This window comes from Pseudoalteromonas sp. T1lg65 (assembly GCF_051930985.1).
GTDB lineage: Bacteria > Pseudomonadota > Gammaproteobacteria > Enterobacterales > Alteromonadaceae > Pseudoalteromonas.
Window position 1 is genome coordinate 511,294 of the sequence record NZ_CP196838.1, and the last position, 25,033, is coordinate 536,326.

Annotated in this window: 16 protein-coding genes; 3 read left to right on the top strand and 13 right to left on the bottom strand. The window is 44.3% G+C overall.

Going from position 1 to position 25,033, the window contains the following annotated elements:
- Positions 1 to 12: 12 nt before the first annotated feature.
- From ACSLBF_RS19410 to ACSLBF_RS19465, 12 genes are all read right to left on the bottom strand, one after another.
- Positions 13 to 4,974, bottom strand: a complete 4,962-nt coding sequence (locus ACSLBF_RS19410) for a hypothetical protein (protein ID WP_440056279.1) — start codon at positions 4,972 to 4,974, stop codon at positions 13 to 15.
- Positions 4,975 to 4,988: 14 nt separating this feature from the next.
- The gene (locus ACSLBF_RS19415; RefSeq protein WP_440056280.1) at positions 4,989 to 7,709 is read right to left on the bottom strand and encodes a hypothetical protein; all 2,721 of its coding nucleotides are present in this window, start codon (positions 7,707 to 7,709) and stop codon (positions 4,989 to 4,991) included.
- A gap of 121 nt (positions 7,710 to 7,830) precedes the next feature.
- Positions 7,831 to 11,112 carry a hypothetical protein gene (locus ACSLBF_RS19420; RefSeq protein WP_440056281.1) on the bottom strand — a complete coding sequence of 1,094 codons (3,282 nt, stop codon included), beginning with the start codon at positions 11,110 to 11,112 and terminating at the stop codon, positions 7,831 to 7,833.
- 74 nt (positions 11,113 to 11,186) lie between these two features.
- Positions 11,187 to 11,594, bottom strand: coding sequence for a GPW/gp25 family protein (locus tag ACSLBF_RS19425; protein WP_440056282.1), 408 nt, complete (start codon positions 11,592 to 11,594; stop codon positions 11,187 to 11,189).
- Positions 11,595 to 11,611: 17 nt separating this feature from the next.
- Complete coding sequence (locus ACSLBF_RS19430; RefSeq protein WP_440056283.1) at positions 11,612 to 13,234, bottom strand: phage baseplate assembly protein V; 1,623 nt, start codon at positions 13,232 to 13,234, stop codon at positions 11,612 to 11,614.
- A 1-nt stretch (position 13,235) separates the two neighbouring features.
- Positions 13,236 to 13,970: a CIS tube protein gene (locus tag ACSLBF_RS19435; RefSeq protein WP_440056284.1), complete on the bottom strand. Its 735-nt coding sequence runs from the start codon at positions 13,968 to 13,970 to the stop codon at positions 13,236 to 13,238.
- 2 nt (positions 13,971 to 13,972) lie between these two features.
- Positions 13,973 to 14,176: a hypothetical protein gene (locus tag ACSLBF_RS19440; RefSeq protein ID WP_440056285.1), complete on the bottom strand. Its 204-nt coding sequence runs from the start codon at positions 14,174 to 14,176 to the stop codon at positions 13,973 to 13,975.
- Positions 14,177 to 14,197: 21 nt separating this feature from the next.
- Positions 14,198 to 14,653, bottom strand: a complete 456-nt coding sequence (locus tag ACSLBF_RS19445) for a phage tail protein (RefSeq protein ID WP_440056286.1) — start codon at positions 14,651 to 14,653, stop codon at positions 14,198 to 14,200.
- 50 nt (positions 14,654 to 14,703) lie between these two features.
- A complete protein-coding gene (locus tag ACSLBF_RS19450; protein WP_138597422.1) occupies positions 14,704 to 15,150 on the bottom strand; it encodes a phage tail protein in 447 nt (148 codons plus the stop codon).
- 133 nt (positions 15,151 to 15,283) lie between these two features.
- Positions 15,284 to 16,993, bottom strand: coding sequence for a phage tail sheath family protein (locus ACSLBF_RS19455; RefSeq protein WP_440056287.1), 1,710 nt, complete (start codon positions 16,991 to 16,993; stop codon positions 15,284 to 15,286).
- A gap of 285 nt (positions 16,994 to 17,278) precedes the next feature.
- Positions 17,279 to 17,677 carry a 3TM-type holin gene (locus ACSLBF_RS19460; protein ID WP_440056288.1) on the bottom strand — a complete coding sequence of 133 codons (399 nt, stop codon included), beginning with the start codon at positions 17,675 to 17,677 and terminating at the stop codon, positions 17,279 to 17,281.
- A gap of 22 nt (positions 17,678 to 17,699) precedes the next feature.
- Positions 17,700 to 18,116, bottom strand: coding sequence for a hypothetical protein (locus ACSLBF_RS19465; RefSeq protein ID WP_440056289.1), 417 nt, complete (start codon positions 18,114 to 18,116; stop codon positions 17,700 to 17,702).
- Between the two features lie 178 nt (positions 18,117 to 18,294).
- On the opposite strand from ACSLBF_RS19465, the gene ACSLBF_RS19470 reads away from it, so the two are divergent.
- Positions 18,295 to 19,041: a hypothetical protein gene (locus tag ACSLBF_RS19470; RefSeq protein ID WP_440056290.1), complete on the top strand. Its 747-nt coding sequence runs from the start codon at positions 18,295 to 18,297 to the stop codon at positions 19,039 to 19,041.
- A 50-nt stretch (positions 19,042 to 19,091) separates the two neighbouring features.
- On the opposite strand, the gene ACSLBF_RS19475 is transcribed toward ACSLBF_RS19470, so the two are convergent.
- A complete protein-coding gene (locus ACSLBF_RS19475) occupies positions 19,092 to 19,709 on the bottom strand; it encodes an alpha-ketoglutarate-dependent dioxygenase AlkB (protein ID WP_440056291.1) in 618 nt (205 codons plus the stop codon).
- 261 nt (positions 19,710 to 19,970) lie between these two features.
- Between ACSLBF_RS19475 and ACSLBF_RS19480 the strand changes: the two genes are divergently transcribed.
- Both ACSLBF_RS19480 and ACSLBF_RS19485 read left to right on the top strand, forming a co-directional pair.
- Positions 19,971 to 22,583, top strand: coding sequence for a zinc-dependent metalloprotease (locus tag ACSLBF_RS19480; RefSeq protein WP_440056292.1), 2,613 nt, complete (start codon positions 19,971 to 19,973; stop codon positions 22,581 to 22,583).
- Between the two features lie 431 nt (positions 22,584 to 23,014).
- The gene (locus ACSLBF_RS19485) at positions 23,015 to 24,778 is read left to right on the top strand and encodes an FG-GAP-like repeat-containing protein (RefSeq protein WP_440056293.1); all 1,764 of its coding nucleotides are present in this window, start codon (positions 23,015 to 23,017) and stop codon (positions 24,776 to 24,778) included.
- Positions 24,779 to 25,033 lie beyond the last annotated feature (255 nt).

The window sequence follows — 25,033 nt, forward strand, 5'->3', positions numbered from 1 at the left end:
TTTTGGTTGGTATTAGAAGTGATCGTTACGCCAAGGCTGTGTACCACACATCACCGGACCATCAAGGTAGAGAGCATGCCACCAGAAATCTTGATGTGTATGATCGTCATGTTCGGTGTCACATCCGGCGCTGTAGATATGGCGTCCAATGCCTCCTTGCGCGGTGTTATGACGCCAGTAACCTTGCGCCATCAAGTTCTGGCACTTGTATGCACCACCACCATAGAGCGTTGCATTGTTGTCTGTTGCCACAACCTGACAATCATCACAATACGCCACGCCACCCCCTTGCTCTGCTTGACAGTGAGAAACCTGTAACGTTGACTCGTTTACACCATACACACCGCCACCATTACACAATGCTGAGCAATTTTTAATATGAAGGGCTTCAACCCCACAGACATCGGCTTCGGCATAAATTGCGCCGCCATCTCCAGTGACGTGATGATTCTCAATCACACAATTAAGCTTGGCGTTCTGTACACAACGTAAGTGGAATGCCCCGCCGTTTCCTTCGTATCGACCACCGTTAAGCAGCGAGCCATCAAAGGTAAAGCCTCGCATTTCTATACCTTTAATCAGGGCATCACTTTGACCATGAATTAAAAAGCGACAACCGGCGTGCTCTTTTACAATGCGGGTTTCCCTCTGATTAAAACCAATAATGCTGACATTGGAGCCAATGCGTACTGGCTGTTTGAGTTTGTAGGCTCGACTCATCTGCGGGTGACAAGTGTGAGGCATTAACAAGATTGTGAGATTACATAATTGCTCACGCATCATCACGTCATCAAACTCTTGCTGATTTTGTACCATCAATACTTTATGGTTTTCAGCAAGGGTCCAACAATGCGCGTCCACATAGGCCTTTACCGCTGCTTGAGTCGCTAACGTGGTATTGGATGAAGACTCTCCACCGAGTTCAATGTCTACTGAAATAGTATCAACGCTCTGTGACTCTCCAAGTTGCAACGCACTAGCATTGATATGACCCTCGATGGCTCCACTACCTCTCAGTACAGCGCCTTCAGATAGCTCCAGCACTTTATCAACGACTAATGTATCGCGAACATGAGCATTACCATGCACATCGAGTTTGCATGCAGGTGTTTGAGTACCAATACCAACATCGCCAGCGGCATTAATATGTAGCGCATCACTGCCAGCTGTGGATATATTCAACGGTGCAGAAGCCGAATTTGAGTCAAGACTAATTACATGGGTCGCTTCTTCCGCTTTGCCTGCGATGGCAAGTGAAGGACCTTTGATACCCTGTGTGGTTTCCAGTGTGCTTAGAAATGACGCATGACCGTGTACTGTCATACTGTTTGTAAAAGTTGACTTCGGACTCACTGTAACTTGAGAGTCCGCTTCAAGCCCTTCTAACGTTAAGCTGCCGCGTAGCGTGGTGTCCTTCAACACCACTAAATCATCGCGTAACAACGTAGACTTTTGTACTGATAGCTCGTCATTTAAGCGCACTGAACCTTGAAAAGTACTCTCTTTGGTCAGTTCAACATGGCGATTAAAAGTGGCGATACCGTCAACAACTAAAGTGTCTTTTAAATGCACATCGTCATTGACCGTTAAGTCAGAACGAAGCTCAACATCACCAAATATCGTCGCGCCATTAAAGCACTCCAAGAAGCCAGAACCGCGTAGCTTTCCATCTAGTATTATGTCACCTCGGACATGCGCATTGCCTGCAACATCTAGCGCCTCTCTGGGAGAGTCGGTTTGAATACCCACACAGCCGTCTTCAATCACAAACGGTTTTTCGCCTTGGTGATAAACCGCAAATGCCTTAGCAAAGTGATTTTGGTCAATCGCAACCTGAGCAAATCCCGCTGGCAACCCCGTTGCCTCATCATCCATCGGTGTGCTGAACGGCAAGCCGAAACGGGCTTCCCCCGCCAATTCTGAATTACCATGGACATTAAGGTTGCTTCTGAAACTGGCGTATTCATCAACGTGCAAGCTTTCTGCGACTTCCAAGCGGCCTTTAATTTCTACATCTTTTCTAAACTTACTGTCTTGTGTGACATCCAATGCACAATCTGGACGTGCCGTGCCAATCCCTAAGCGACCGTCGTTAAATACCAAGCCCACTTCACCATCAAAGCTTTCGATCAGTAAGCCTTGTTTGCCTTGCTCTTGGATATGGACACGAGCTTGAGATGGTTTATCGGAAAAGTTTAAATCTCCGTCTATGGCAACATCCCTGTCAAACTGAGCTTTACCTTGAACCTGCAGCGAATTACCTTCATCCATGGCAGCAACTACTGCACCACCGTTAGCACAGAACCTCTCCTTCGAAGTCAAAGTGCTGTTTATCACTGTTGGCGCATTGACCGTCACCATGTCGTTAAAAATGCTCTGACCCTCATCGACCGTCAGCCCACCATGTAATACCGACAGAGCACCGTTTAAAGTACTGCAGCCTGTGACATACAGCGCATCTTTTTCCACCTCGGCGCTATTGTTAGTTACACTGACCGTCAGACCATCTTGAATTGTGGTCGCGTTATACACATCAAGCGCACCGTAAAGCTCGGTTTTTCCTTTTACGTCTAGTACGGTTTGCTCGCCTTCAAGTAGCAGATCGCCGGCTATTTTAGCTTTACCAGTCAGTGCAAACTCTCGGTTAGCATCGAGCGCCTGGTTTATTGCAAGTTGGCCCGCTGCCACATGGGTAACTTTTCCTTCGGCGCCAACTTCACTTACTTTAAGTGCGGCAGTTTCGCCCAGCTGAGTTATTTGGACTTGAGCGTCGGTGGTATTAAAAATGGACTGACCATCAACCTGAACATTTAGGCCACCATTAACCGTTGTTTTCCCCCAGCTGGTGGTGTCAGCAAATACCTTGAATGAGGTTGGCGCTTCGCTTTGACCAATAGCGACTTCAATATCTGAAACGCAGAAGTTCATCTCGCCGCTTTCACTATAGGCAGTTAAATTGCTCGCAAACTTAACGGCACTGTCAAAGTCAACGCCATCTCTAAATACTGCGGACTTGCCGACATGCAGTGCTTTGCCAGGGTTAGCGGTAAAGTTGTCGGTAAACAGGCCTAAATGCGCGCCATAACTGGCGATAACGGTTTCGGTACGCTGACCATTAAAATGACTTAGCTCTATACCCGAACTGTTGTTCATATCACTTAACACGGCCAGCTTCGCGCTGCTCAACCAACCGGTCTGTTCACTCGGCGTCGCTACGGATACTTGTTGATTTATATAGGCTTGGTGAACATTTGCCTGTGTTGTGATGCTCAGCGTCGGCGCAGTCACGGTATCTTTGCTGGTTACCGTACCATTGACGTTAAATGGTACAGGCATCGCTTCTGAACCAACCTGCACAGAGCCTGAGTCGACTCGCATTAGTTCTCGGTCTTGATGAGACTTAATCAGTAGCGCAGACTCATTCAGCTCCGAGGTTTTGACCGATAATTTACTGCTAGAGGGCTCGCCTTGACCACCAATATTGACGTTATTGGCATTAACCGTTTTATCCGTATTTATATTTTCAGTGGCATGAATATCCTTAAAGTCTGCACTGTCTTTTACTGTCATCGTAGTATTGATGACCGCGCCTTTGGCGCTATCTTGTTCAGTCGTCCCGGCACCTGTATTGCCAACCCAAAGTTTGTTGGTGTGGGTGTCCGTAGTTGCCTTTAACGAACTGGCCGTCAAGGTCTCTGTGATCGAAGCCGAGCTACCGTTTAGTTGGTTACGCGCTGTAACATCTTGCGCGGTGACTGTTTTATCTACATCCAACGCTTCTTTTACTTTGGTTTTTTGGTGTAGGGTGATTTTTTCTTCGTCTCGCGTAACGGCATCCGTGATAGTTACAAACGTCATCGCGTCTGTTTCAACATTGAGTAAAGAGGAGTTTATCGCGCCATGAATGTCCAATTTAGCCGTCGCATCGACCTTGCCCACCGCGAGTTTGCCATCCACAGCCAAACTTCCGGCGGAGGTTGGCAAATGGTCAGAACCAATCGACATTGACTCTGACACGCTAACATTAGCCAAAAAGTCGGTTTGCTCAGCAAAGATAGCATCACCTGCAACATGGAAGCTCGCATGGATGTCCGTGGTACCTGCGCCGACTTTACCTTCTGAGTTAATGAAAAATGGCGTACTGTCATGGTCATAATCATCGACTCGGAATAACGCATCAGTATCACTGCTTCGCTTAGCAACGTGTAATTTTGCACGAGTACTACCTGCATCAATCCCCACCCCTAAAGAGCTTTCCGCTTCTAGGTGTTGATGAAAAATCGCACCATTTTCGTCCACAGTACAAGTTGTCGTGTCGCCATTTGTCACCGTGATGCTGCGTGCGGTTGCTCTACCCAGTGACGAGTCAGCGCTGACCGTCAATGTGTTTGTGGTGCTCTCACCTGCAACCGTCAAAGTCTGATCAATATCAATTCGCCCTGAGGTGCTGATCAGCGGATCCCCATCGCTGTCTAATTCTGCCGTCAAAATGGCTTTGTTATTTTTGTTTACCACCAGCGCTTCGGTATTCACTTTTGCGGTATTAACGGCACTGTCAGCATCAACAACCTGAGAATGTAACGTGTCTGCAAGCGTAACTTTTTGGCTGCCGTTTTCTACTTTTAGCACACCGCCAAACACCGTCATTGAGTCTTTGTTCACCGTCAATGTCGATGATGCTCCTTGCGTCATACTCAATTGTTGAGCAGTCAGTCTTAATTGTTCATCTGGCGATTGCGCAGAGTTTAGCGTTAATGCAGAAGAAACTTCCAACTCACTTTGGCCATCATGTTCAACAACCGCAATGGGATCATCCACCTGGTTAAAACTAGATCGGATCATCGCTTCAAAGTCGTCACCTGTTGGCGATTGCAAGTCTCGAAATTTAGAGATCAGTACTTCTCTGCCTTCTTGTTCGACCAAGGTCGTTGGTTGTTCAGATAGCGCAGCATCTTGCTCATTACGTGTATTCATTATTTGTTCCTTGATTAAATGCGGTTAGGCTTGCTGTTAGCAACAGTAAACTTGGACTGCTCTAAAGCGCTGGAATTAATGGTTGAGATAGACACCGGAAATAGCGGCTTCAAATAAGCCAGAGGCGTGTAACCTATGGTGAGCTTATTGGTACTTTGTACCTGCTCTATGATGCTAGGCCGGCAAATTTTGTCGAGATAGTGCTGAGCTGTGAGATAAAAAATATCATCTGCTCCAAACCCAGTCGGAAAGTGCTCAGCGTACGTAGCGATAGTACTGGCAACGCTTTGATATATCTCACTATGAGTTTGGCCCTCAAGCACAAATTCATGCGCAGAATGATCCGCACAATACATCTGTAGCTTCTCGACCAGGGTGAGTTTGACATTATCCCAAACGCCATCTTTACCGGCTTGGTGAGACAATAATACCGTTGACAAAGGCCACTCAGGTCCCGTATCTGGTTCTATCGGCACAAAATAAGTGAAAAACTCTCCAAGTATTTTACTGAGCTGTGCTTCGACATGAGCGAGTGATTCACTTGGCTCACTAAATCGAACCCGCTGCAGCTGAGAAAAATAGTTCAACCAGCCGTAGTAGAGGCGTTCAAATAAGCTCATGGTTTCTCTGTCTAGCCAAAAGCAATAAACGGGCATGTGTAAAGGTGTTAATTCGCGAATTTGCCGCTCTGTAAAAACTCGAAACTCCGATGATGCAAAGCGAGTTGTCCAGTCGGGCAAGACAAAGAACAAGCTTTCGCTTAACTGTAAGCGTTGCTGCGTGGTCAACAGTTCGCTTTGTAATAAACTTCCTTCCAGCAAGTAAAAACTTTCTCGGTTATGGGTTGCAAGTGGCATATGCGCAGGATGAGACATCCCCAAGCGGCGCATTATTCCCTTCGCCAAACTACTACACTGACTTCGCTGCACGTTATCTGATAGATAGTCATAACCGCGACAACGATTTTGACCTAATTCACCAATTTCAGTAAGTAAGCGACATTTGTCGATGTATTGGCGCAATAACACTAATCGCTCAAGCAGAGACTCATCAGGATTAGGATCGCGTTCATCTTCTAACCCAGACACATAAAACGAAAAAACCGCTTTGTACTTCAGTAGATTGCTATCTACAGTGCGCTCCGCAAAACGAGCCAGAAGATGGTTAACACTTTGATTAAGTCGAGTAAGTTGAGCAATGGAAAAGTCGTTTTCAAGGCTTAACTGCATACCCCGCTGCCAGTAATCCAACACGTCAGTATTTAACAGGTGCTCAATACCGGTTATTTCACTCAACGCCTGACTTAACTGTGAGTGTGGTAAAGCACATACTTGCTGCCAGAATATGTCGACTTGCTCTGGATTCAACGACTCGCTGGCTAACATCCGGTCTAGCAGTAAGCCTATACTTTCATAAACCTGAGGTTGCGGTAGTGAAAGCAGCGCGGGAAATACGTCAAGCAGCTTATGTTGATCAGCCAAAAGTTGATCAAATAAATGTAAGTATCCTTTAAATTGTAATAAGCGCGCTTTTTCGGCGGAATCAATGACACCATCAAGAGTTTGCTCAGTCACAGCATAGACTTGTGGCAGCTCATGTTGTAATGAACGATATTGGCTTAACCCCAAATATTCCCCGCGCTGAGATTTTGCTAGCATCACGGATGCCGCAACTTGAGGGGGCTGATTAAGTTGTTGTAATCCAGCTCTAATAGCTAACTTGTCATCATCCGTTAACTGATATGGCTGGCCATCGATCAATATATTTAGTTCACTAAAAAAACTCTGTTCTTCAAAACCTAGCTGCGCGATATTGACGACTTGTGCACTATCATCACTGCCAAATTGAATTTGCCAAAACTCATAACCATCTTGCGCATTGTAATTGCCGCTTCCGACCTCCTCAGTTAAAAATCGGAAGGCTTGCACTTGTTCAATATTTTCATGGCCGTGCAAGGTACTCAGAATATTCGAGCTAAATAGGCGCACACTGTAAGCAGACTTGTTTAAGTCCTCATCCAGAATAAAACCATGTTGTAGCTTCGGCCCCTGATAAATATCGTCAATCCTTAATCCTCGTTGGCGTAATTGCTCTGCCGAGTACTTGGGAATATCTGGAGACATTTCTCGACCGATTAAGGTGTAGATTTCAACCAGTAGTGCAACCAAGTTTTCAACATGGGTAAGAGACAACGTCATGCCCACATTCACTTTGCTAACGTCGTAAAAAACAATGTCACCAAGGATATGATTTACACATCGAGCCTGTGCAAATGCACGGTTGATTTGCTTGCTGACTTCAGCTTTGTTGACTGCGTTTGGTGTATAAAGCAGCACATTAAAATCAACAATCGTGATATTGGCATCTTCACTCTGATGACTGCGAACATGGACATTTTTAACTTCCAGCAAGTCTAGGATCAGCCGTCGATAATCGGCTTCTGTCACACAGTGACTGAATAGTACTTGTTCGGGTTCATAAAATGACACTGGATGTTCAGACTCTGGCTGCGCGAGCAACTCTGGTACTGAATAGTCGAGCTTATAGCTTAAGTCGGATAACACATACACCAACACTTCTAAAACCGTCACTCCTGGGTCAAAGCGGTTATGATCGGTCCAGGTATTGGGGGCAAACTGCTGAATCCTAGCAATGCCTTGCTGACGAAGCTTTGCCAAATCTTGCCCAGAATTAATCGGCGCAGTATTGGCTATCTGCAGAGCTTGATTGTCCATAACTTTCCTGAATTAGTGGTATGAATAGCAACAAGACGCACGCGTGCGAAATCTGTGAAAATAAATTTTCAAGATTGTTGAAATACGGGCTTAAAGAGTGTTTACAGAGACGTTGAGAAGCTTACTGAACCACAAAGTCCAGCTCAATTTCCCACTTGCCGATACCTTCAAAGACATCACCGAGGGTGTTAGCAAGTGCTATTTTATGATTACGAGCAGGAACCAAAATATCATGGGGATTATCCGCACTGATCACACTGTAGTGTTTTAAAGTATGATCACCTTTAGTGGCTCGGATCACTTGGATCATATCTACCGCGGGATGAGTTTCCAGCACTTGCGCAATAGATGCCAAATAAATGGTGCGTTGCAGCGGTTTATCCAATTTGTTCCAAGGTGTTAGTGCGTCAACCACGATATCATTTAGTTCTATAACCGTACTTTGAATATCGTATAACGGGTCGATTTTAACGATCAGTTCCAGCTGTACTTCAACATAATTTGGATCATCCACTTCCACCGTTAAGTTAGGAACAGCTACCGCATTAACTCGCTCACGTATTTGCCGCTTAAGATAACGAGGCACTTTTGGCTGCAACACTGCAACATCATGATTTAGCGGTACTACCACCAAACTCAGCCCTCCGTCTTGCAGCACTGGACGGACAGAATGCAGCTGTGGAAATGACTGTAGGGTAAAGTGTTCATAGTCCCAAGCAGTTAATAATCTCTGTCGATGTTGTAAGCGCTCACTAACACGGCGATCGAACTGCACACTGGTCTCAGCTATCTCTGCACCAAAAGAAGCAAAGGGCTGAATAATCTTGTCAACATTGGGGTTAGGTAGTACCAACTTACCAATACTTTCACTAGGTAAAGGTTGCTGAAAATGACTCGCAGCATTGCCTTGACTAGACAGTGTTACTTTCAAGCCTTGAGTAAAAACCCCTTTGAGCTTGGAGTACACTGGGTAGGTAGCGTTAACGTCTAATGGCGCTTCATCTTTTGCATGATTCACCTTGGCTCGTATCCACAGTTTGCCATCGTGATTAAATGCATGACTTTGCGATAACTCTGGCAAGTAGAACACAACAAGACCTGAGTCTAACAAGTCGTAAGTGCTATCTCTTAGAATACGTCCTTCGGCTGCTTGACCTTGGGAGTCCTCACGTTTAAATCGATGCCACTGCCCTGCATCGTAGTACTGCCACACAAAACTTGGGTTATCTCCCATGTTATAGCCGTCAACGGGATCTACTTGATAATACATCCGCACTTGTCCCGGCGTCGTAACTTGACTTAGCGCAATGTATAAATAACCAAACTCTTCCAATTTCGGTAGTAATGACAACAAAGTTTGTGATGTCATTTGTGTCGTCGGGCGACCGACGGGGGCTATTTGTTCCACAAAAATGGGATTGCCAACAAGCTGCGATGGAGAGGTCACACTGTGAGTTTGATAACTCAGCCGCAGACTGTCTAAGGTAGGTGTATAAGGCGGATTTACCAGTATTGGGCTGTCAGAAGTCGCATTAATGTAGGCAAAAAACTCTATCACTTTGGGGTAATCTTTATGCCCAAAATCCTGAGTTGCTAGTTCAAGGGTGTACCATTTGGGCCAGTTTGTTGCCGTCACGTCATCAAGTGGTAATGATTGATAACTCAAACCTGCGTTATCGTCAGTGGTCACAAAACGAAACACGTTAGTTGCTACGTTATTTTGCGGTACAGGTAAGGTGTTTTCGCCCTCGTTGTAAAATAACGCCGCACTGATTTGCTCGCTATGACTTGCATCCGAACGAGAAATCGTGACCGTTGTATCAGGCCAGACTAAACATTCACATTCAGCCGAAAATAACTCAGTGAAGGAAAGTGTCTCGAACTGACATGGCTTACTGTTACTCTCGGTATTTAGCACATCCACTGACGAACCTTCAATCATCACCTCTGTATATTGGGCACGATGACTTGAAAGTGGTTCTGCCGTGTTCGCTTCAGTTCCACAATCTGCAAGACTGTTGAAATATGGCCCCACACCTGCACTTTGCTGAGCATAATAGTAACTGTAGGGACGATAATACTCGTGAAAGCTATTCGGCCTGTCTAGCCACGCAAATTCCACACTCGCTGAAACGATATTTTTGGTCAGTAGCTCAGGGTGAGTAAAGTGAATTTTTGACGCCAGTCGTGGTGATAAACCAAATGGTTCAAACGGTTTGCTGGTATCTAAATCAACCTCACCATTATTAGCAACTACCCCCACTAAACCTGACACTTCGGTGGTGATACTGATTTGTGTCACCGTAAACTGATTAAAGCGAGCATACACACTAGCGTCATCACCATAGAGTTTTTGCACATGCTCGTCTTTTAACATTAACGCGATAAACGGCAGCGCTTTATCCGCACCAATTGGAGCGCCTTCAAGGTTAGTGATTGGCGCAAATAAACTATCAAATTCAATAACTAGCTGTGGGCCATCGATACTCAACTGCTCAGTATTGATTGCTAGCAAGCCCTCGCTGGTAGACACGTAAAAGTCAAACCAACTAAGCCAATTAAGTAACTCCGCTTGCTCTCCAAAGCCCAAATAAACTGTGCGCTCACCAGCGTTAAGAAATAGGTCTTGAGACGCAATTTTAAAACCGAGTTTCACATCCGATGCTGCAGAATCTGTAACTCCTTGACCAAAAGTCGGCTCACTTTGTTCAAGTGTCACGCCTTGCGCTTCATCCAACAACACGTGATGATTGAACGCGAGCGTTTGGTTAGATTTTATTTTGTTGACCGTAGATACATAATCTACTTGCGCTCTATTAATCGTAACCACTTCGTTCGTAGCATAAATTCGGGGAATGCCATCAGCATCTTTACCACCATCAAACTCAGTGCCGGCAGGTAATGTCAGCGAATCGATATTATTTAACGACATCACAATATGAGCACTGTCAGCAGAGGCTGGTAAAGGTTCAAAACGCAGTACTTCAGCGTAGAAGTGCTCTATATGCCGTGCCACAAACTGGTTGAATTGCTCACTACTATGTCCCAACAAATCAATGAAAGTCAGTAACAAAGCAATGTCTGGGCGACTCGCCAAGGCGTTGATATCCTCATCAGCCGTTCCAGACTCTAGTAGCTTGGCAAGGCCAGCTAGCTTTTCAGGATCAGGCAATAGCGCTTCCCAACTGCCATTTGCTGACAAGGTTCGCTCGTCAATGTAGTTAACCTGCTTGGCAAGCACGGATAAATAGTTGAGCCAAGCCTCCACCGTACGCGGTTCAATATTAAAATATGAGCGCGACAGTGCTTTTATCTGCCGTCCAAGTTGACTACGCCCTACTTCACTTGGATTGACGACATGTAACGCCGCCAAGGTGGTTGTGTTGTTAGACTTCACAGTCATGATAATACCTTGATAAGTAAAAAGGATTAAATTGAGCAAAACAGAGTGGCTTGCTCATAAAGTGGCAAAAGGCGTTAAACTGACTGCTCAGTCAAATAGAATGGGAACACCATGTTGCTGCGGCTGTTAGTTTGTCGTACCAAATAATTAAGTTGGATCAACAACACTCCGTCATACAGTTCACTGCTGTCAAAATCGATCGACTCTAAAACGATACGTGGTTCATGGTTGAGTAACACCGTTGCAATTTCCTGACGAAGCTGCGCCAAGCTTTGCTCGTTGGCATCGGAAAATGAATAAGCGGACAGACCTGATCCCATATCAGGCCAAAACGGCCGCTCACCAACTAGCGTGTTTAGTGTCAAATGAATTGCTTGGCGTAACAACGTTTCACCGCTATCCATCACAGGTCCACGGCTCGTGCTTTGAAATTGTACGGGGAAGCCCCAGCCCGTTCCTAAAAAGGCCTGATCTACTAACATGGTTGCTCCTTGTTATCTTATTTTACATCGACTCCCTTGCCTTCAAGAGTGATGCTGTCTGAAGTTTTAACACTGATGGCTTTCGCCACTTCTAAGGTGGATTTATCTTTACTTTCAACGGTCAATGATTCACCTGCGACTATGGAAGTCATGTCTTTTTGAGTGAGCTTAAATCCTGCTTTAGCGTCAAAAGTAACCGTATGATCGGCACTGGCTTGCACGGTCAGTTGTGGCTCTTTAAGCGTAAACTGCAGCGCTAATGCTTGCTCTTTGAAGAACACTCCCCGCTGCTCATTTTTATCATCGTACTCAAATGGTGGCTTGGCTTTCGGGTTATGACATGCGCCTAAAATCACTGGATGCCGACTATCTCCTCCAATAAATCCGACCAACACTTCGGTGTCAGGATCTGGGGGTAAAAACAGTCCTTCTTCAATACCAGCAAAGGGGCTGGCCAACCGTGCCCAAACGGGTTTGTCTGCACTGGCACTAGGCAACAGCACAGGGATACGCATCAACTCTTGCGGATCCGCTTTAAATGGTGCAACTTTGCCGATTAGCATAGGTGTTAATGGCTGTTTACTATAATCTGACCAAATACTTAGTGTCAGCGGCACTCCCAAAGTACACTCGCAGAACCACCCCTGCATTGACAAATGATGGTGTATCTCTGCGACAACGTAGTCACCCGCATACTGTTTTCCAACGCCAGAAAGGGTTAGCGCATCGAGCAATTTAACCTTCCTAGGCGCCTTTGTCGCAGACATATCCACACGCACATAGCCTTGATACATATCCAACTGTCGATAGTACTTTTCGGCGCTCGCTTTGGCTGCAAGCTCTAATTTATCTATCGGCGCTTGTGCCAAACGTAAGGTGTCAGGGATAGCCAGTGCTTTATCGGCATCCGCGTGAGCTTTAAATTTCGCGGCCGGGGCAATAGGGTCAGCATTGTCGTTAAGCTTTTGTTCTTTGATATCCCAGCTGCTGTACTGCAATTTTTTTAGGTGGGAAGTCACATCGCAATGTAACTCAAAGTCAACACAGCCATCCATCGCCACATTAAATTCATGGGCGGTGGGCGTATGTTTTGCCAAGTCAATGACCTGATTTTTGCCATCATTATAAAAAGCGAAACCATTACAAAGCACACGGCGCATGAATACCGACCAAGGCTTTTCATCTACCACTAAAAATTGCTGATGTTCGATTTTACTCGCTGCTACAGTTCCGGCTGAAGCGCCATAGGTCTTGAGTAAGTCACTTAAAATATCGCTATCTTTAGTTTTATCGTCATACAACTTGCTCATCGCATTCTGGCACAGCTTTATCGCATCCGCTCTGGCCTCTACCCGCAAGTAAGGTTGGCGTTCAAAACCAATACTTTGTGCGGTAATAATGCCGCTAAAAATTAAACTCTGTTCACCATCACCAAACCCCGCTTTGACCTCAATGGCTTTACCCATTTTGAATAAGTCTTCGTCTGCTTTGGTGAAGGTTTCTTTGGCCATATCACCATCTTCAAGCAACAAGCACAGCTTGGAAATTTGATTCACGCCATTGTGCACATTCACTTCACGCACTGCGACTTTGTCACTAACCTTATTACCCTCAACAGTAATGGTATATCGCAAGTCCATGCTAACGCTCCAGTGGGGGATAAAGGATTTGTGCGCCTACCTGTGCACTTCGAATTGACGCCAAGCGATTAACCTTAGCAACCTGATGCACGAACTGTTGATTACCATAAATGCTGGCACTTCGCAGTAACACAGAATCGCCAGCTTGATGCTGGATCACATGGGTGAGATCGGGAGAGCTTTTGCCTGATTTCAGTTTGATTTCTTTTTCGGACAAACACTCCACCACGCAGCAATGCACTTTGGCTTTTAACCGTCGTCCACTGCTATCTACCAACTCGGTTTCAACTTTGGTGGTACACAACATGCCGTTAAACGCACCACTTGGCCCATGGTTCAACGTCATGTTTAGCGGCTGAAAAGTAACATAGGTCGGCTCGTGGGTTTTGCCTTGTACAGCCGTGCCGTATTTCAACAACGTTTGAATGTTTTTTTCCGTTTCAATATCACCTGAAAGTTTTGCCACTAACTCGGTTGGTAAATCAATAATGGTGTCATCAAGTAAAAACGTCACAGAAAGCTTTGACGGCGAAGATTTTTGGTATTGACTCGCGCCACTCTCTGCGCCAATAGTTTGCGATTTTTCTATGTCGTTGGCATAACTCGTTTGCATCGATTTTGCATCATAGGGCAATGTTAGCTCAGCCAATTGATTACCTGAGCCGCGCTCAACTTTGCTATAAAAGGTCACTTTACATAACGGAGACCCAGCCGCATTTTCGCCAATACCGATCATCTTTATGGCCTTTTTTGTTTACTAAATTGCTGAATTTGTTTGTCAACGTAGCGCTTGAGTGACAATTCAAGTTGCTCTAATTGATTGCTCGCCATGGCAATACTTGGCGCTGCACTCGTTGCAGATGTTTGTAGCTCATCACTTGGTGATTCATCTTGTGACAGGCTGGCTTTGACGCGAATCGCATCACATTGGATCTCCATCATTACTCCTTGTAACGTTTAAAATTAAGTAAACGGGATTGGCACTGTGACAAGGTTCTGATAACTAAAAGAAATTGACTCGATAAGTACATCGTTACGGGTAGCGTCCAGACTATCCCACTCCCAACTTTCCATAAATGCCCGCGTCACTAACCACGCTTTGGTGGGCAAGTTATTATCATTTAGTAAGGTGATCAGAATATCGTTACGTACCGCAAATTGATTCCACTGCGGTAAACTAATAAAGTTGGTGATCTCAAGCGTGCTGCCAGTGCGCAATACACCCCGTTTAAAGGTCAAAGTACGAGTTTGTTTATTACTACCCACAGTGGCTCGATTACCGTCATACTCAATGCTGCGATTGACTTTAAGTCCACTGATCTCCTTAAAGAATATGTCTATGGGATTAGGGATCGCTGCCGATGTGATCAACGCTGCGAAGCGATACCCCACCATAGGTGTTGTAAGTTCTTGAATCATAATAGTGTCCAAATAGGGCACTCTCGTGCCCCAGACAAGGAGAATAAAAATTAGTGGAATTCGATCTTAATGTCGTCCGCCATCATCTCTAGTGACTCAACACTGGCTTCGTTTGAACCACCATTGATGCTTGGAGCTGTCAGCTTTTTCGGGAAAGCATTAATGACTTTCCACGTTACCAATGGCTGTGAGCGATCTTCGTTGGTTAGTGAAATGGTGATGTCTTTCTTATCAACCAAGTTCAGGCTGATAGATGAAATCCAATCATAGAATTGGCTCTTCTGACGTACCAAGCCACGTTTCAAAGTGATGTTTACGTCCGTCGGTTGCCCAGGCATATGCTTTTTGCCGTAGCCATCTTTGTAAGTGATGGTTTCAACGCCAATGTCTAAGCCTGAGACTTCTGAAAAAGGAATGCTCTCTTCCCCAAAGCTGACGACGAATCGGTAAACCGGGATCGGATATTCTGCTGCGATATCTGCTGCTGTAGTAGCCATAAAAACTCCAAAAAATAATAAGTTCTGTGACCCAAGCCACAACGACTAGGGTAAAAATAAAAGAGGAAAAGATTGGTTTAAAGCACCTCAGAAACGCTAACATAAGCGCCGCAACCAATCTTGGTTGGGTTCATTAACCTTCTAGGCTCTTATGCGAGAATGTCAGCACAATAAACTCAGCAGGACGTACTGCCGCAAGACCAATTTCAATGTTCATAATGCCGTTATTGATGTCGTCTTCAGTCATCGTTTGACCCAGACCGACATTGACAAAAAACGCTTGTGCTGGTGACTCACCAAAGAACGCGCCTTGACGCCATAGATTTTCTAAATAGCTTTCAATCATGGTTTTAAGCTTTAACCAAGTGAATGGTGTGTTTGGCTCAAATACTGCAAATTGTGTGGCTTTTTGCACCGACTCTTCAACCATGTTGAATAGACGACGTACCGATACATAACGCCACTCGTTGTCGTTACCTGCCAGTGTACGCGCCCCCCATACCAGATTGCCTTTACCAACAAAGGTACGAATAGCATTGATGGATTTACCTGACGTAGCGTCGACATTCAGGTTTTCTTGTTCAGTAGAATCAATTGCTAAAACCGGCGCAAGAACTTGTGATAAAGCCACGTTAGCTGGCGCTTTCCATACCCCTCTATCCTTATCGGTTTTCGCCATCACTCCAGCAACTGCAGGTGATGGGGGAAGCACAAGGTAATTTTTCGCCAATGCAGTCTTTGCTGCGTTGTAAATTTCAGCTGATGAAAGAGGATAGTCAGGGTTGCCGATAACACTTAACATCAGATCTGACACCATCACATCTTCTCGAACCAATTTACTTTCATCGAAACTAACGGATGTATCTGGCACAAGCATTTTAGAGTCAGTATTGAGCGACACTTTATTTAAGCTCGTTAACTCGTAATAATTACCGTCGGTATCCTTGATATATACGTCAGATTTAGTGACATAAACATCTTTACCGTCCTGTTGATATGAATACTTGTTGCTGAGTGTTTGCCAAGCAAGGTCGCTTATTGTTGTAGCATCAGCAAACCCACCAGTCACAGTATGCAGGCTATACTCGTCGGAACTCACAATCACATTTGCGGAGTAATCAACATCTACCGTCACCATCGAAGGATCGTAGCTTCTAGCAAGTGTCGTTCTCAGGTAAGGATAATAAGCTGCACCATATTTTAAGCCTTGCGTGACTTTCGCACGTAGACGTTCAGAGTCATAGGCAATCGCCGTTTTACCATCAGGCGTTGCTTGCATTTGCGCATCAACCAATGCAAAACGATCCATGCGTTTTTCAGCATGCTTAAGTGCGGTATTTTGCACTTCATAGTGCCCGACCTCATCTAAGCTGATGGCTTCAGGCGATGAAATCAATGTTACTTCATCAACTTTATTCAGTAGTTCAATACCAGCGTTATAGGCTTCCTTAGATGCCATAGAACCTGCAATACCAATAGAGACCACATAGCATGCACCACCGCCGTTAGCGAAAAAGTGGCTAACCGCTTGATGCAAGAAAAACATTGCATTGTCTAGACGCGCAGGTGATGTGGCAGTCGCAGCAACATTAGTGATGTCATACCCCTTGGAGCTTGGTGTTAATGTAAAGCTCTCAAGGTAAGGACCACCAAAGTTAGCCTCGAACTCAACCATGCTGGTAATGCGCACTGGCATATTCAAGAAATTGGCCGCATCCTTAGCTTCATTGAGCTTAGTGGTATGACCGATAAAAGCAGGAATAGCCGTAGCAACTTCGGCAACTGACGGCGGTAGAATTGATTTTTCTCTTACATAGACGTCAGGGGTTTTGTATTGAGACATAATATTTCCTTTAGTTAATAGAACGCATTCTTAAACGCCGAAATGGCAAGAATTTGGGGATGAGTGCTAAGCGAGTCATTTGTTAAGGCCTACCCACCAAGAAAAATGGATAAACGTTTGGCGGGCCTTGCTTAGCACTCAAAAGACTGTGTGGGTTACCCCACGGCTCCGCCTCATCAGTCACAGCTGATGTTGAATTTTTCAATTTGTGTCTAGAGGACGAACGAATTAGAAATGTGTGAAAAAGAAATGCACAATTGAGTAAAGCCAATGTGAGTTATTGGATTAACGCGCCACTCCTTGGAGCTTTTCTACGGTTCTCAAGCCGGCGAGTCCAAGCATCGCGAGCGTTAGCTCCATCATCGCATCAAGTGGCAATTGTGGCGTACCAAATTCGGGCCACAACCATTGCAAAATAGGGTTTACAACAAAAGCGAATAAAAACCCCAAACCACAAACCCACATTAGAAAAGGTCTAGCACCCGCAACCCACAAACTACGGTGGGATGCTTGAACTTGATTGATTTTGCTTTGGATCAGGTTGGGCTGCTGCGCAACCCTTTGCTTTAAGATTTCGAGGTTTAACACTTCTTCATCGCTGGTAAACAACTCATCAAGTATTGAACCCACAGCATTGATTGGTTCTGCGGTTTTACCCGAAAATAATACTGATAACAGTCCCATTTTCTTTCTCCTTATATAGAGCTCAAGCAACCGTCAATTTACTTTGTCCTGGGTCGGTAAACTCAATAGTGACGTTAATTACCGGAGCTGGATCGGGCACTCCTTGAGGATTCTGCGCAGGCTTTGAGACTTGCAGCAGCGCCATAATTTTAGTGTCTTTGGTCACCAGCGCGGTTTTTGACTTTCCTTTAACGGTTAGGTTAGGTTTTCCAGAAATGGCTTTACCCATCGCGATCCCACCTTTAAATGCCGCGTTATCGTAATTTGATTGAAACTTTTGCAACCACTGTTTTACGTCATCTTCAGTCAGCACCGCTTTTTTACCTTGGGAAAACTTGTTTTTTGTGGCGGTGGGAATTTTATCTGTCGCTTTAACCAGCTGCTGAGCCCCATTTACGGTGATTTTGACGGCAGCACCATCAACACATACAAGCGGCATAATAATCCTTAAGTCATAAATCGATATGTAACTTTCAGACGTAAAGCGCGGGAAATTGTGAAACAAAACGCAAACATTGGACCCAATATCGAAAAAATTCACTTTAAAGTTTAAAATTTAGTGATTAATGTAAACAGGGAGAGTCGAAATAAAACATTGTATAAACAAGGAAAAGATTATGAAAAAGCTCGCTTTTACGCTTGCAGTAGGATTCGCCAGTTTCGCCGCAACAGCAACTCAAACTATTTACGACACTGACGGTAATGCCGGACGAGTAACTAATTATGATAATGCGGCAGTTGACGCGTTAGTTACACAATCAAGTTCAGCGTATGATTTAAGTATTTATACGCCACACTTTACCAACCCAGCTCCTTGCCAAGCCGCTGGTGTGTATGATGTGTTAAGCCAAGAGCTCATCACTACCCTTAATGTAAGTGGTAAAACGTTATGGGGTCAGCTACCTAAAGGGTATGAAAACAGAGCTAAGTATGTTGAGGCAACCTGTACTGATGAGCAGGGCAACCGCCAAGCATTAAGGCACAACCTTGCAGCTGCACCTCAGTTGGCGTTTACAAGCACAATCAATGTGAGCAATTGGGTTGACTCTGATGGTTTTGGCCCTGGCTATTTCCAAGATGTCACTTATCAAGGTCAATTAAATGTTGATAATGGAGAACCGGGAGGTTTTTGTCAGTCAACGTCTCTTGTTGGTCAATCACCAAAACTGCTCAATGAACGCCACAACACAGGCTTTTACAGCGACGTGGTCAGCGCGCAGGGCGAAGCCAAGTATAGTGCTCGTAGCGGTGTCTTAGTTAATGAAGTGATTTGTAAAAGTACAGGTGGCACGACCCGTGCGGTTGAAGTTTGGTACATTAGCGAAAACCAACAGAACCGCGAAATCACGGTTGAAACTTTTTAAGTTAAGCAGATAAATAGCTTTCATGGGCTGATGAGCAGCCCATTATTGATTCAACAGGCAGCTCTCGTAGCAAAGCTTGTATCCCAACCAAATTGTCGAAATGTAATATTAAACCTCGGTCCGGTTTGCTCATTTCCCTTCGCAATCGCGTGTTCATAGTTATTTTGAAATCCTTCACCCATGATAAACAAAGAGCCATCTTCAAGGGTAATATCGTGTAGCAGTTCAGGGTTACTTTGACTGCGAATTAAAAAGTTTCGCTCCGCACCAAGGCTGATTGATGCAATGACATTAGTTGGACCAAACGCAGATAGGTCAGTATGAAATCCCATACTCTCTTCACCGTTGGGATAAAAAAGGCAAACACCCACACTAAACTCAATCCCTGTTATCTCTTTAATCTGTTGCTGTAACTGTTCAATTAACGGGCACCACGCTTGCCTTCGCCCATGTTCAGCCGGAAATACGCTAGGATCTACCAGTTTTGGGTCAACAAACATCATTTTCCATGGCCAAATATCTAATACTTCACCAGTTGGCATGGTTGCGGTATCGGGAGTGGTTAAATCACAGTTTTCGCTCAACCAAGTAAACAACGCATGGCTTTGGGAGTGAGTCATAAATTGTGGATAGTAATGAGCGCTACAATCGAGAGGTAACGTAACCATGTCATTCCTTAGTGTTTTTATATGTAGTTTGCTTTATCAGCTTAGCATCATTTTGTCACAGTAAAGGTCACGGTGTTCAGCGTAAAAAGTAGACCCCTAATCATAGGAGTCATTCACTGGCTACTCTCAAATTGTGTAAGTGAACTTTATAATTTGTTACAAAAACAGCCTCTTAGGTATTGCCACACTTAGCTTTTTTGCGTGATTGCCGTTGTATTTTATGTCACTATTTACGCTTATAACGCAAAAAAAGGGACAAACATGAAAAATAACAAACAATTTAAGCGTAACATTCTTACTGTTTTTGTAGCTGCAACATTAGCAGGCCCAGCTATGACTACTGCTGTTGCCGCTGAAGCGTCAAAAGCTGAGAATGCGAATAAAGCGGCTGACAAGGAAGCTGATAAAACCATTGCTGAAATAGTAAAAGACCATAAAGAATACAAAGGGTTAATTACTGTTTACCAAGACGAGAAAACTGGTGCAGTACTTCTCAAACTAAACAAAAAGCAGTTAGGTAAAGAGTTTATTCATGCATCGCAGGCGCTTGATGGCGTCAATGCGTACGGTGGTTTTGAACGTGGTTCTTACATGGGTACACGGTTATACACGTTTGAGCATGTCTATGACCGTATTGAAGTACGAGGCGAAAATCCTCATTTTTACTTTGATGAAAAAAACGCGTTAAGCAAGGCTGAGCAAGCAAATATTAACCGTCCTATCGTTGCGTCTTTAAAAATTAAAGCGCAAGATGAAGAAACTGGTGATCTTCTTATTGAAGGTAATGAGCTACTTTTAACTGAAGCATTACAGCAACTTAAACCATCTGCAAACCCTGAGAGCAAGTCTAAAGGTCCTACTTTAGGTAAGCTAAGTAAAGATAAAACTAAATTTGTTGGTATTCATAACTACGACGCCAACACCGACTTTTCTGTTGAGTATGTTTACGACAGCCCAGCGCCGGTACGCCACTATTCTAGCGATATTGACCCTGGTTTTTTTGCAATAACTGACGATCGAAGTATTACCTTTAAAGTGCGTCACAGCTTTATCGAGCGTCCACAGAACGCTTTTGTACCTCGTCGTGATGACTCACGCCTAGGTTACTTCACACAGTACAAATACGATATGACCAACATAGATTCAGCAGCGCCTTACCGCGATGTGATCAACCGTTGGCACTTAGAGAAGAAAGATCCAAACGCGACTATTTCTGAGCCAGTAGAACCAATTGTTTGGTGGATTGAAAACACCACACCTGTTGAATACCGCGAGATCATTAAAAACGCCGCACTTGCTTGGAACAGCTCGTTCGAAAAAGCAGGTTTTAAAAATGCGGTACAAGTAAAAATTCAGCCAGACGATGCAACATGGGATGCGGGTGACTTACGTTACAACGTATTACGTTGGACAGCTTCTCCACGAGCATTTTGGTCTGGTTATGGCCCGAGCTTTGCCGATCCGCGTACCGGTCAGATCATAGGTGCTGACATTATGTTAGACCTAGGTGGCTTAAAGCGTCGTGACGCTACGTTTGACATCTTTGCACATGGTAATCATGCATATAGTGAAACACATAATCATCTACTAGCAACTGACAACCACGCGCCAATACATGAAGTTGCACAAATTGGTCAAGCCGCATTAAATGCAAGTGGCGTGAAAAGTGCCGAGAAAGAGCGTTTTGTTAAAGAATACTTATATTATTTAACACTACACGAAGTAGGCCACACACTGGGTCTTAACCACAACATGAAAGCAACGCAAATGCACTCGCTGGATAAGGTTCAGTCTATTAAACCAAGTGACAACCTACCACTTGCTGGCTCTGTCATGGATTACCCAGCAATTAACTTCGCTTTTGATGGTAACGAGCAAGGCTCATTCTTTACTACACAACCGGGCCCTTACGATGACTGGATTATCACTTATGGTTACTCACAAGGTTTAGATGATGCAGCTGCAGAAGAAGCACGCTTAGAAAAAATTCTTTCTCGTTCAACTGAGAAAGACTTGGCCTTTGGTAATGACGCCGATGATATGCGTGCACCAGGTAAAGGTATTGATCCTCGCATCAACATTTATGATATGTCTAGCGATGCGATTGGCTATGCGGTTAAGAGTATTGAGCTGTCAAATAGTTTGTTTGATAAGTTACTTGAAAACTCAGTCGTTGAAGGTGAGTCTTACCAAGGCTTACGTAACGACTTTGTACAGCTAGTACGTAATGTTCAAATTAACGCGGGGGTTATTTCACGTTACATTGGTGGTGTGTATATTGACCGTGGATTAGCGGGGCAAGAGGGTGCGAGCACGCCATTTACGCCAGTCCCCAAAGCAGACCAAAAACGAGCAATGGAAGCGCTAAGTGACCTGCTATTTTCACCAAGTGCATTTAAAGTAGATGAAAAGCTTGCTCAGCATTTACAAAATCAGCGACGTGGTTTCTTCAACGGTATGAAAAATGAAGATCTACAGATCCACGAACTAGTATTAGCAACGCAAAAGTCAGTATTAAACCAGCTACTTCATCCAGTTGTACTTGAGCGTATTGTTGATACAGAGCTTTACGGTAACGACTATACGTTAGAGCAAGTATTTGCAGATTTAACAAATGCAATCTTTAAGAAAGATTCAAGTAGCAACGTTAACTCGTTCCGCCAAAACCTTCAGCGTGAATATGTTGAACGCTTGATTCGTATAGCAAACCAAGGTAAGTCAACTTCGCAGCAAACTGCTTATGCATTGGCAAGACATCAACTTGTACAAATTAAACGCATGATTGCAAAGAAGAAGGGCAATACAGTGAGCGAAGCGCATAAAGCCCAGCTAATTTACGTAATTGAAAAAGCGTTAGATCCAAGAAGCGCTTAATCTTAATTAGATTTAAATAAAGTGGGTCAGTTTAAGTGGCCCATTTTTTTTGGATAATAAGTGAAAAAATGAACAGGGAACAGTGACAATTTAACGAAACCTGAGGTCCTGCCAGATTGAATCCCAGAGATCTTCTCAACAAACCGCTCCAGCGCATCATATTCTATAAACATTCTGAACGTCGGATATAACTTGTAAAGGACCTTTACGATTTATTGAGGCTTACCTTGATACAAAATTAAGTCCGTTATTCTCCAAAAGTTGAAGATAAAAACACAACACACAAAAGAAACAACTTTATACAATAAATTTACAAACAAACCCTATTCAGGTAAATTTGGGCTGCTGCTCAAGGTGCAGCATGTTTAAAAACATTGGAAATCAAAACAAGGAATAGAATTTCGAATACTAAACATAATGCTATTTTTACATTGCTCCTGCTCGGAGCTGGAAATCAGCTTGCCTATGCCGACGACAATGAGAACTTTTTAAGAAAGTTGAATTTAGGCCCAGCCTATCAAGTAGACCGTGAACCCGATGAAAGTATTTGCGGTGCGAATGATCTACAACACGTAGAAAACTACGATAACCGTTATGCCAATTGGGGATTTGACAGAAACTATGTTGCTAACACCCAAAGATCGGTTGGCGCGATCAAAGCAAATGCCACTAACACTAGCGGCAGTTACTGTAGCGGGACATTGATTTCTCCAAACCTCTTTTTGACTGCAAGTCACTGTGTAGACAGCAACTCAACATCAGACTTTGTAGCATTTAACTATCAGCTAATCGGTACATCTAATTCTTTAAGAACCCAAGAGTTTTTCAGAATTGAGCAAATTGTCGAAGATGGTTCGGGTAACAACCTTGATTATGCAATCTTGCGCCTACAAGGCACTCCTGGCGATAGGTATGGTTGGAAGAACGTACAAAACAATGTGCCTGGGGAGGTGATGATTATCCAACACCCAGAAGGACAAGCGAAACAACTTGATGCAGGTACTGACGTAGTCACCAGCGGCAATAGGGTTTTTTACGGCGACCTAGATACGCAAGGTGGTTCGTCAGGTTCGGGTGTACTAAACCGAGCTGGTGAAATTGTGGGTGTACACACCAACGGGGGCTGTGGTGTCAATGATAGAAGAAATTCTGGTTTCACAATGACAGCTATCAACAATGCCTCCAACATTATACCAGTAGAAAACAATATCCGTGCAATTAATCATTTCGGAACCAACTCTGGTGGCTGGCAGGTATCGAAGCATCCTAGAGTGATGGCTGACATCAATGGAGATGGCCGAGCGGATATTATTGGTTTTGGTACCAATAATGTGATTACCGCATTAGCAAACGGCGATGGTACATTTGCAAATGCACGTTCAGCATCAAATCAGTTTACTATAAATGGCGGTAACTGGGACGTAGCAAAACACATACGCGCTGTTGCTGATGTGAATGGTGATGGATTAGCTGACATTGTCGGTTTTGGCAATGATTCTGTATTTACGGCGCTTTCTAACGGTGATGGCACTTTTGCAAATGCCAAAGTTGCGTTAAACCATTTCACTAAAAATAACGGTGGCTGGCTTGTAGAAAAACATCCAAGAAAGCTTGCAGATGTCAACGGTGACGGGCTAGCTGATATTGTAGGCTTTGGTACTGCAGGTGTTTATACCGCTCTTTCGAAAGGTGATGGTACTTTTGCAACAGCAAGGTTTGCATACAAAGGCTTTGCAATTGAAGAAGGCCACTGGCAAGTTGCATCTCATCCTCGTGAGCTAGCCGATATCAACGGTGATGGCATGGCAGACATTGTTGGTTTCGGTAACAACTACGTCTATACAGCTCTGGCTAAAGGCGATGGTACCTTTGCCACCGCAAGAAGTACCGTTCGTAACTTTACCATCTACAGTGGTGGCTGGCAGGTTAGCAAACATCCTCGCGTTCTTGCAGATGTAAACGGTGATGGCCTAAATGACATTGTCGGCTTTGGTAATTCTCAAATTTACACTGTTTTAGCCAATGGTGACGGTACATTTGGTGGATCAGTCGCACGGCTTAATGACTTCGTTCTAGACAGAGGTTGGAGCGTCGATCAGCATCCCCGTCATATGGCAGATGTCAACGGTGACGGCAGAGCTGATGTGATTGGCTTTGCAGCTAACGGTGTACTCGTTCGTATAACCAACTGGTAAAGTCAGCGCAGCTGTTGGTAATAAAGCTGTGTTCGTCTTAATCATTATTAACAAAGTGACCAACGAGTAACACTATTAGTTAAAGGCACATCACAAGAAAGGCTGGTGCCAACAAACCAGCCTTTCTTGTTCATCTCCAAATATCCTTATCAACAAACCGCCCCAGCACAGCAACTACAATTGTGGGAGTTAGCTTTACCTAATTAATTTTCCTTCATTCAGATACTTAACTCAAAAATAAACATTTAAAAAAAT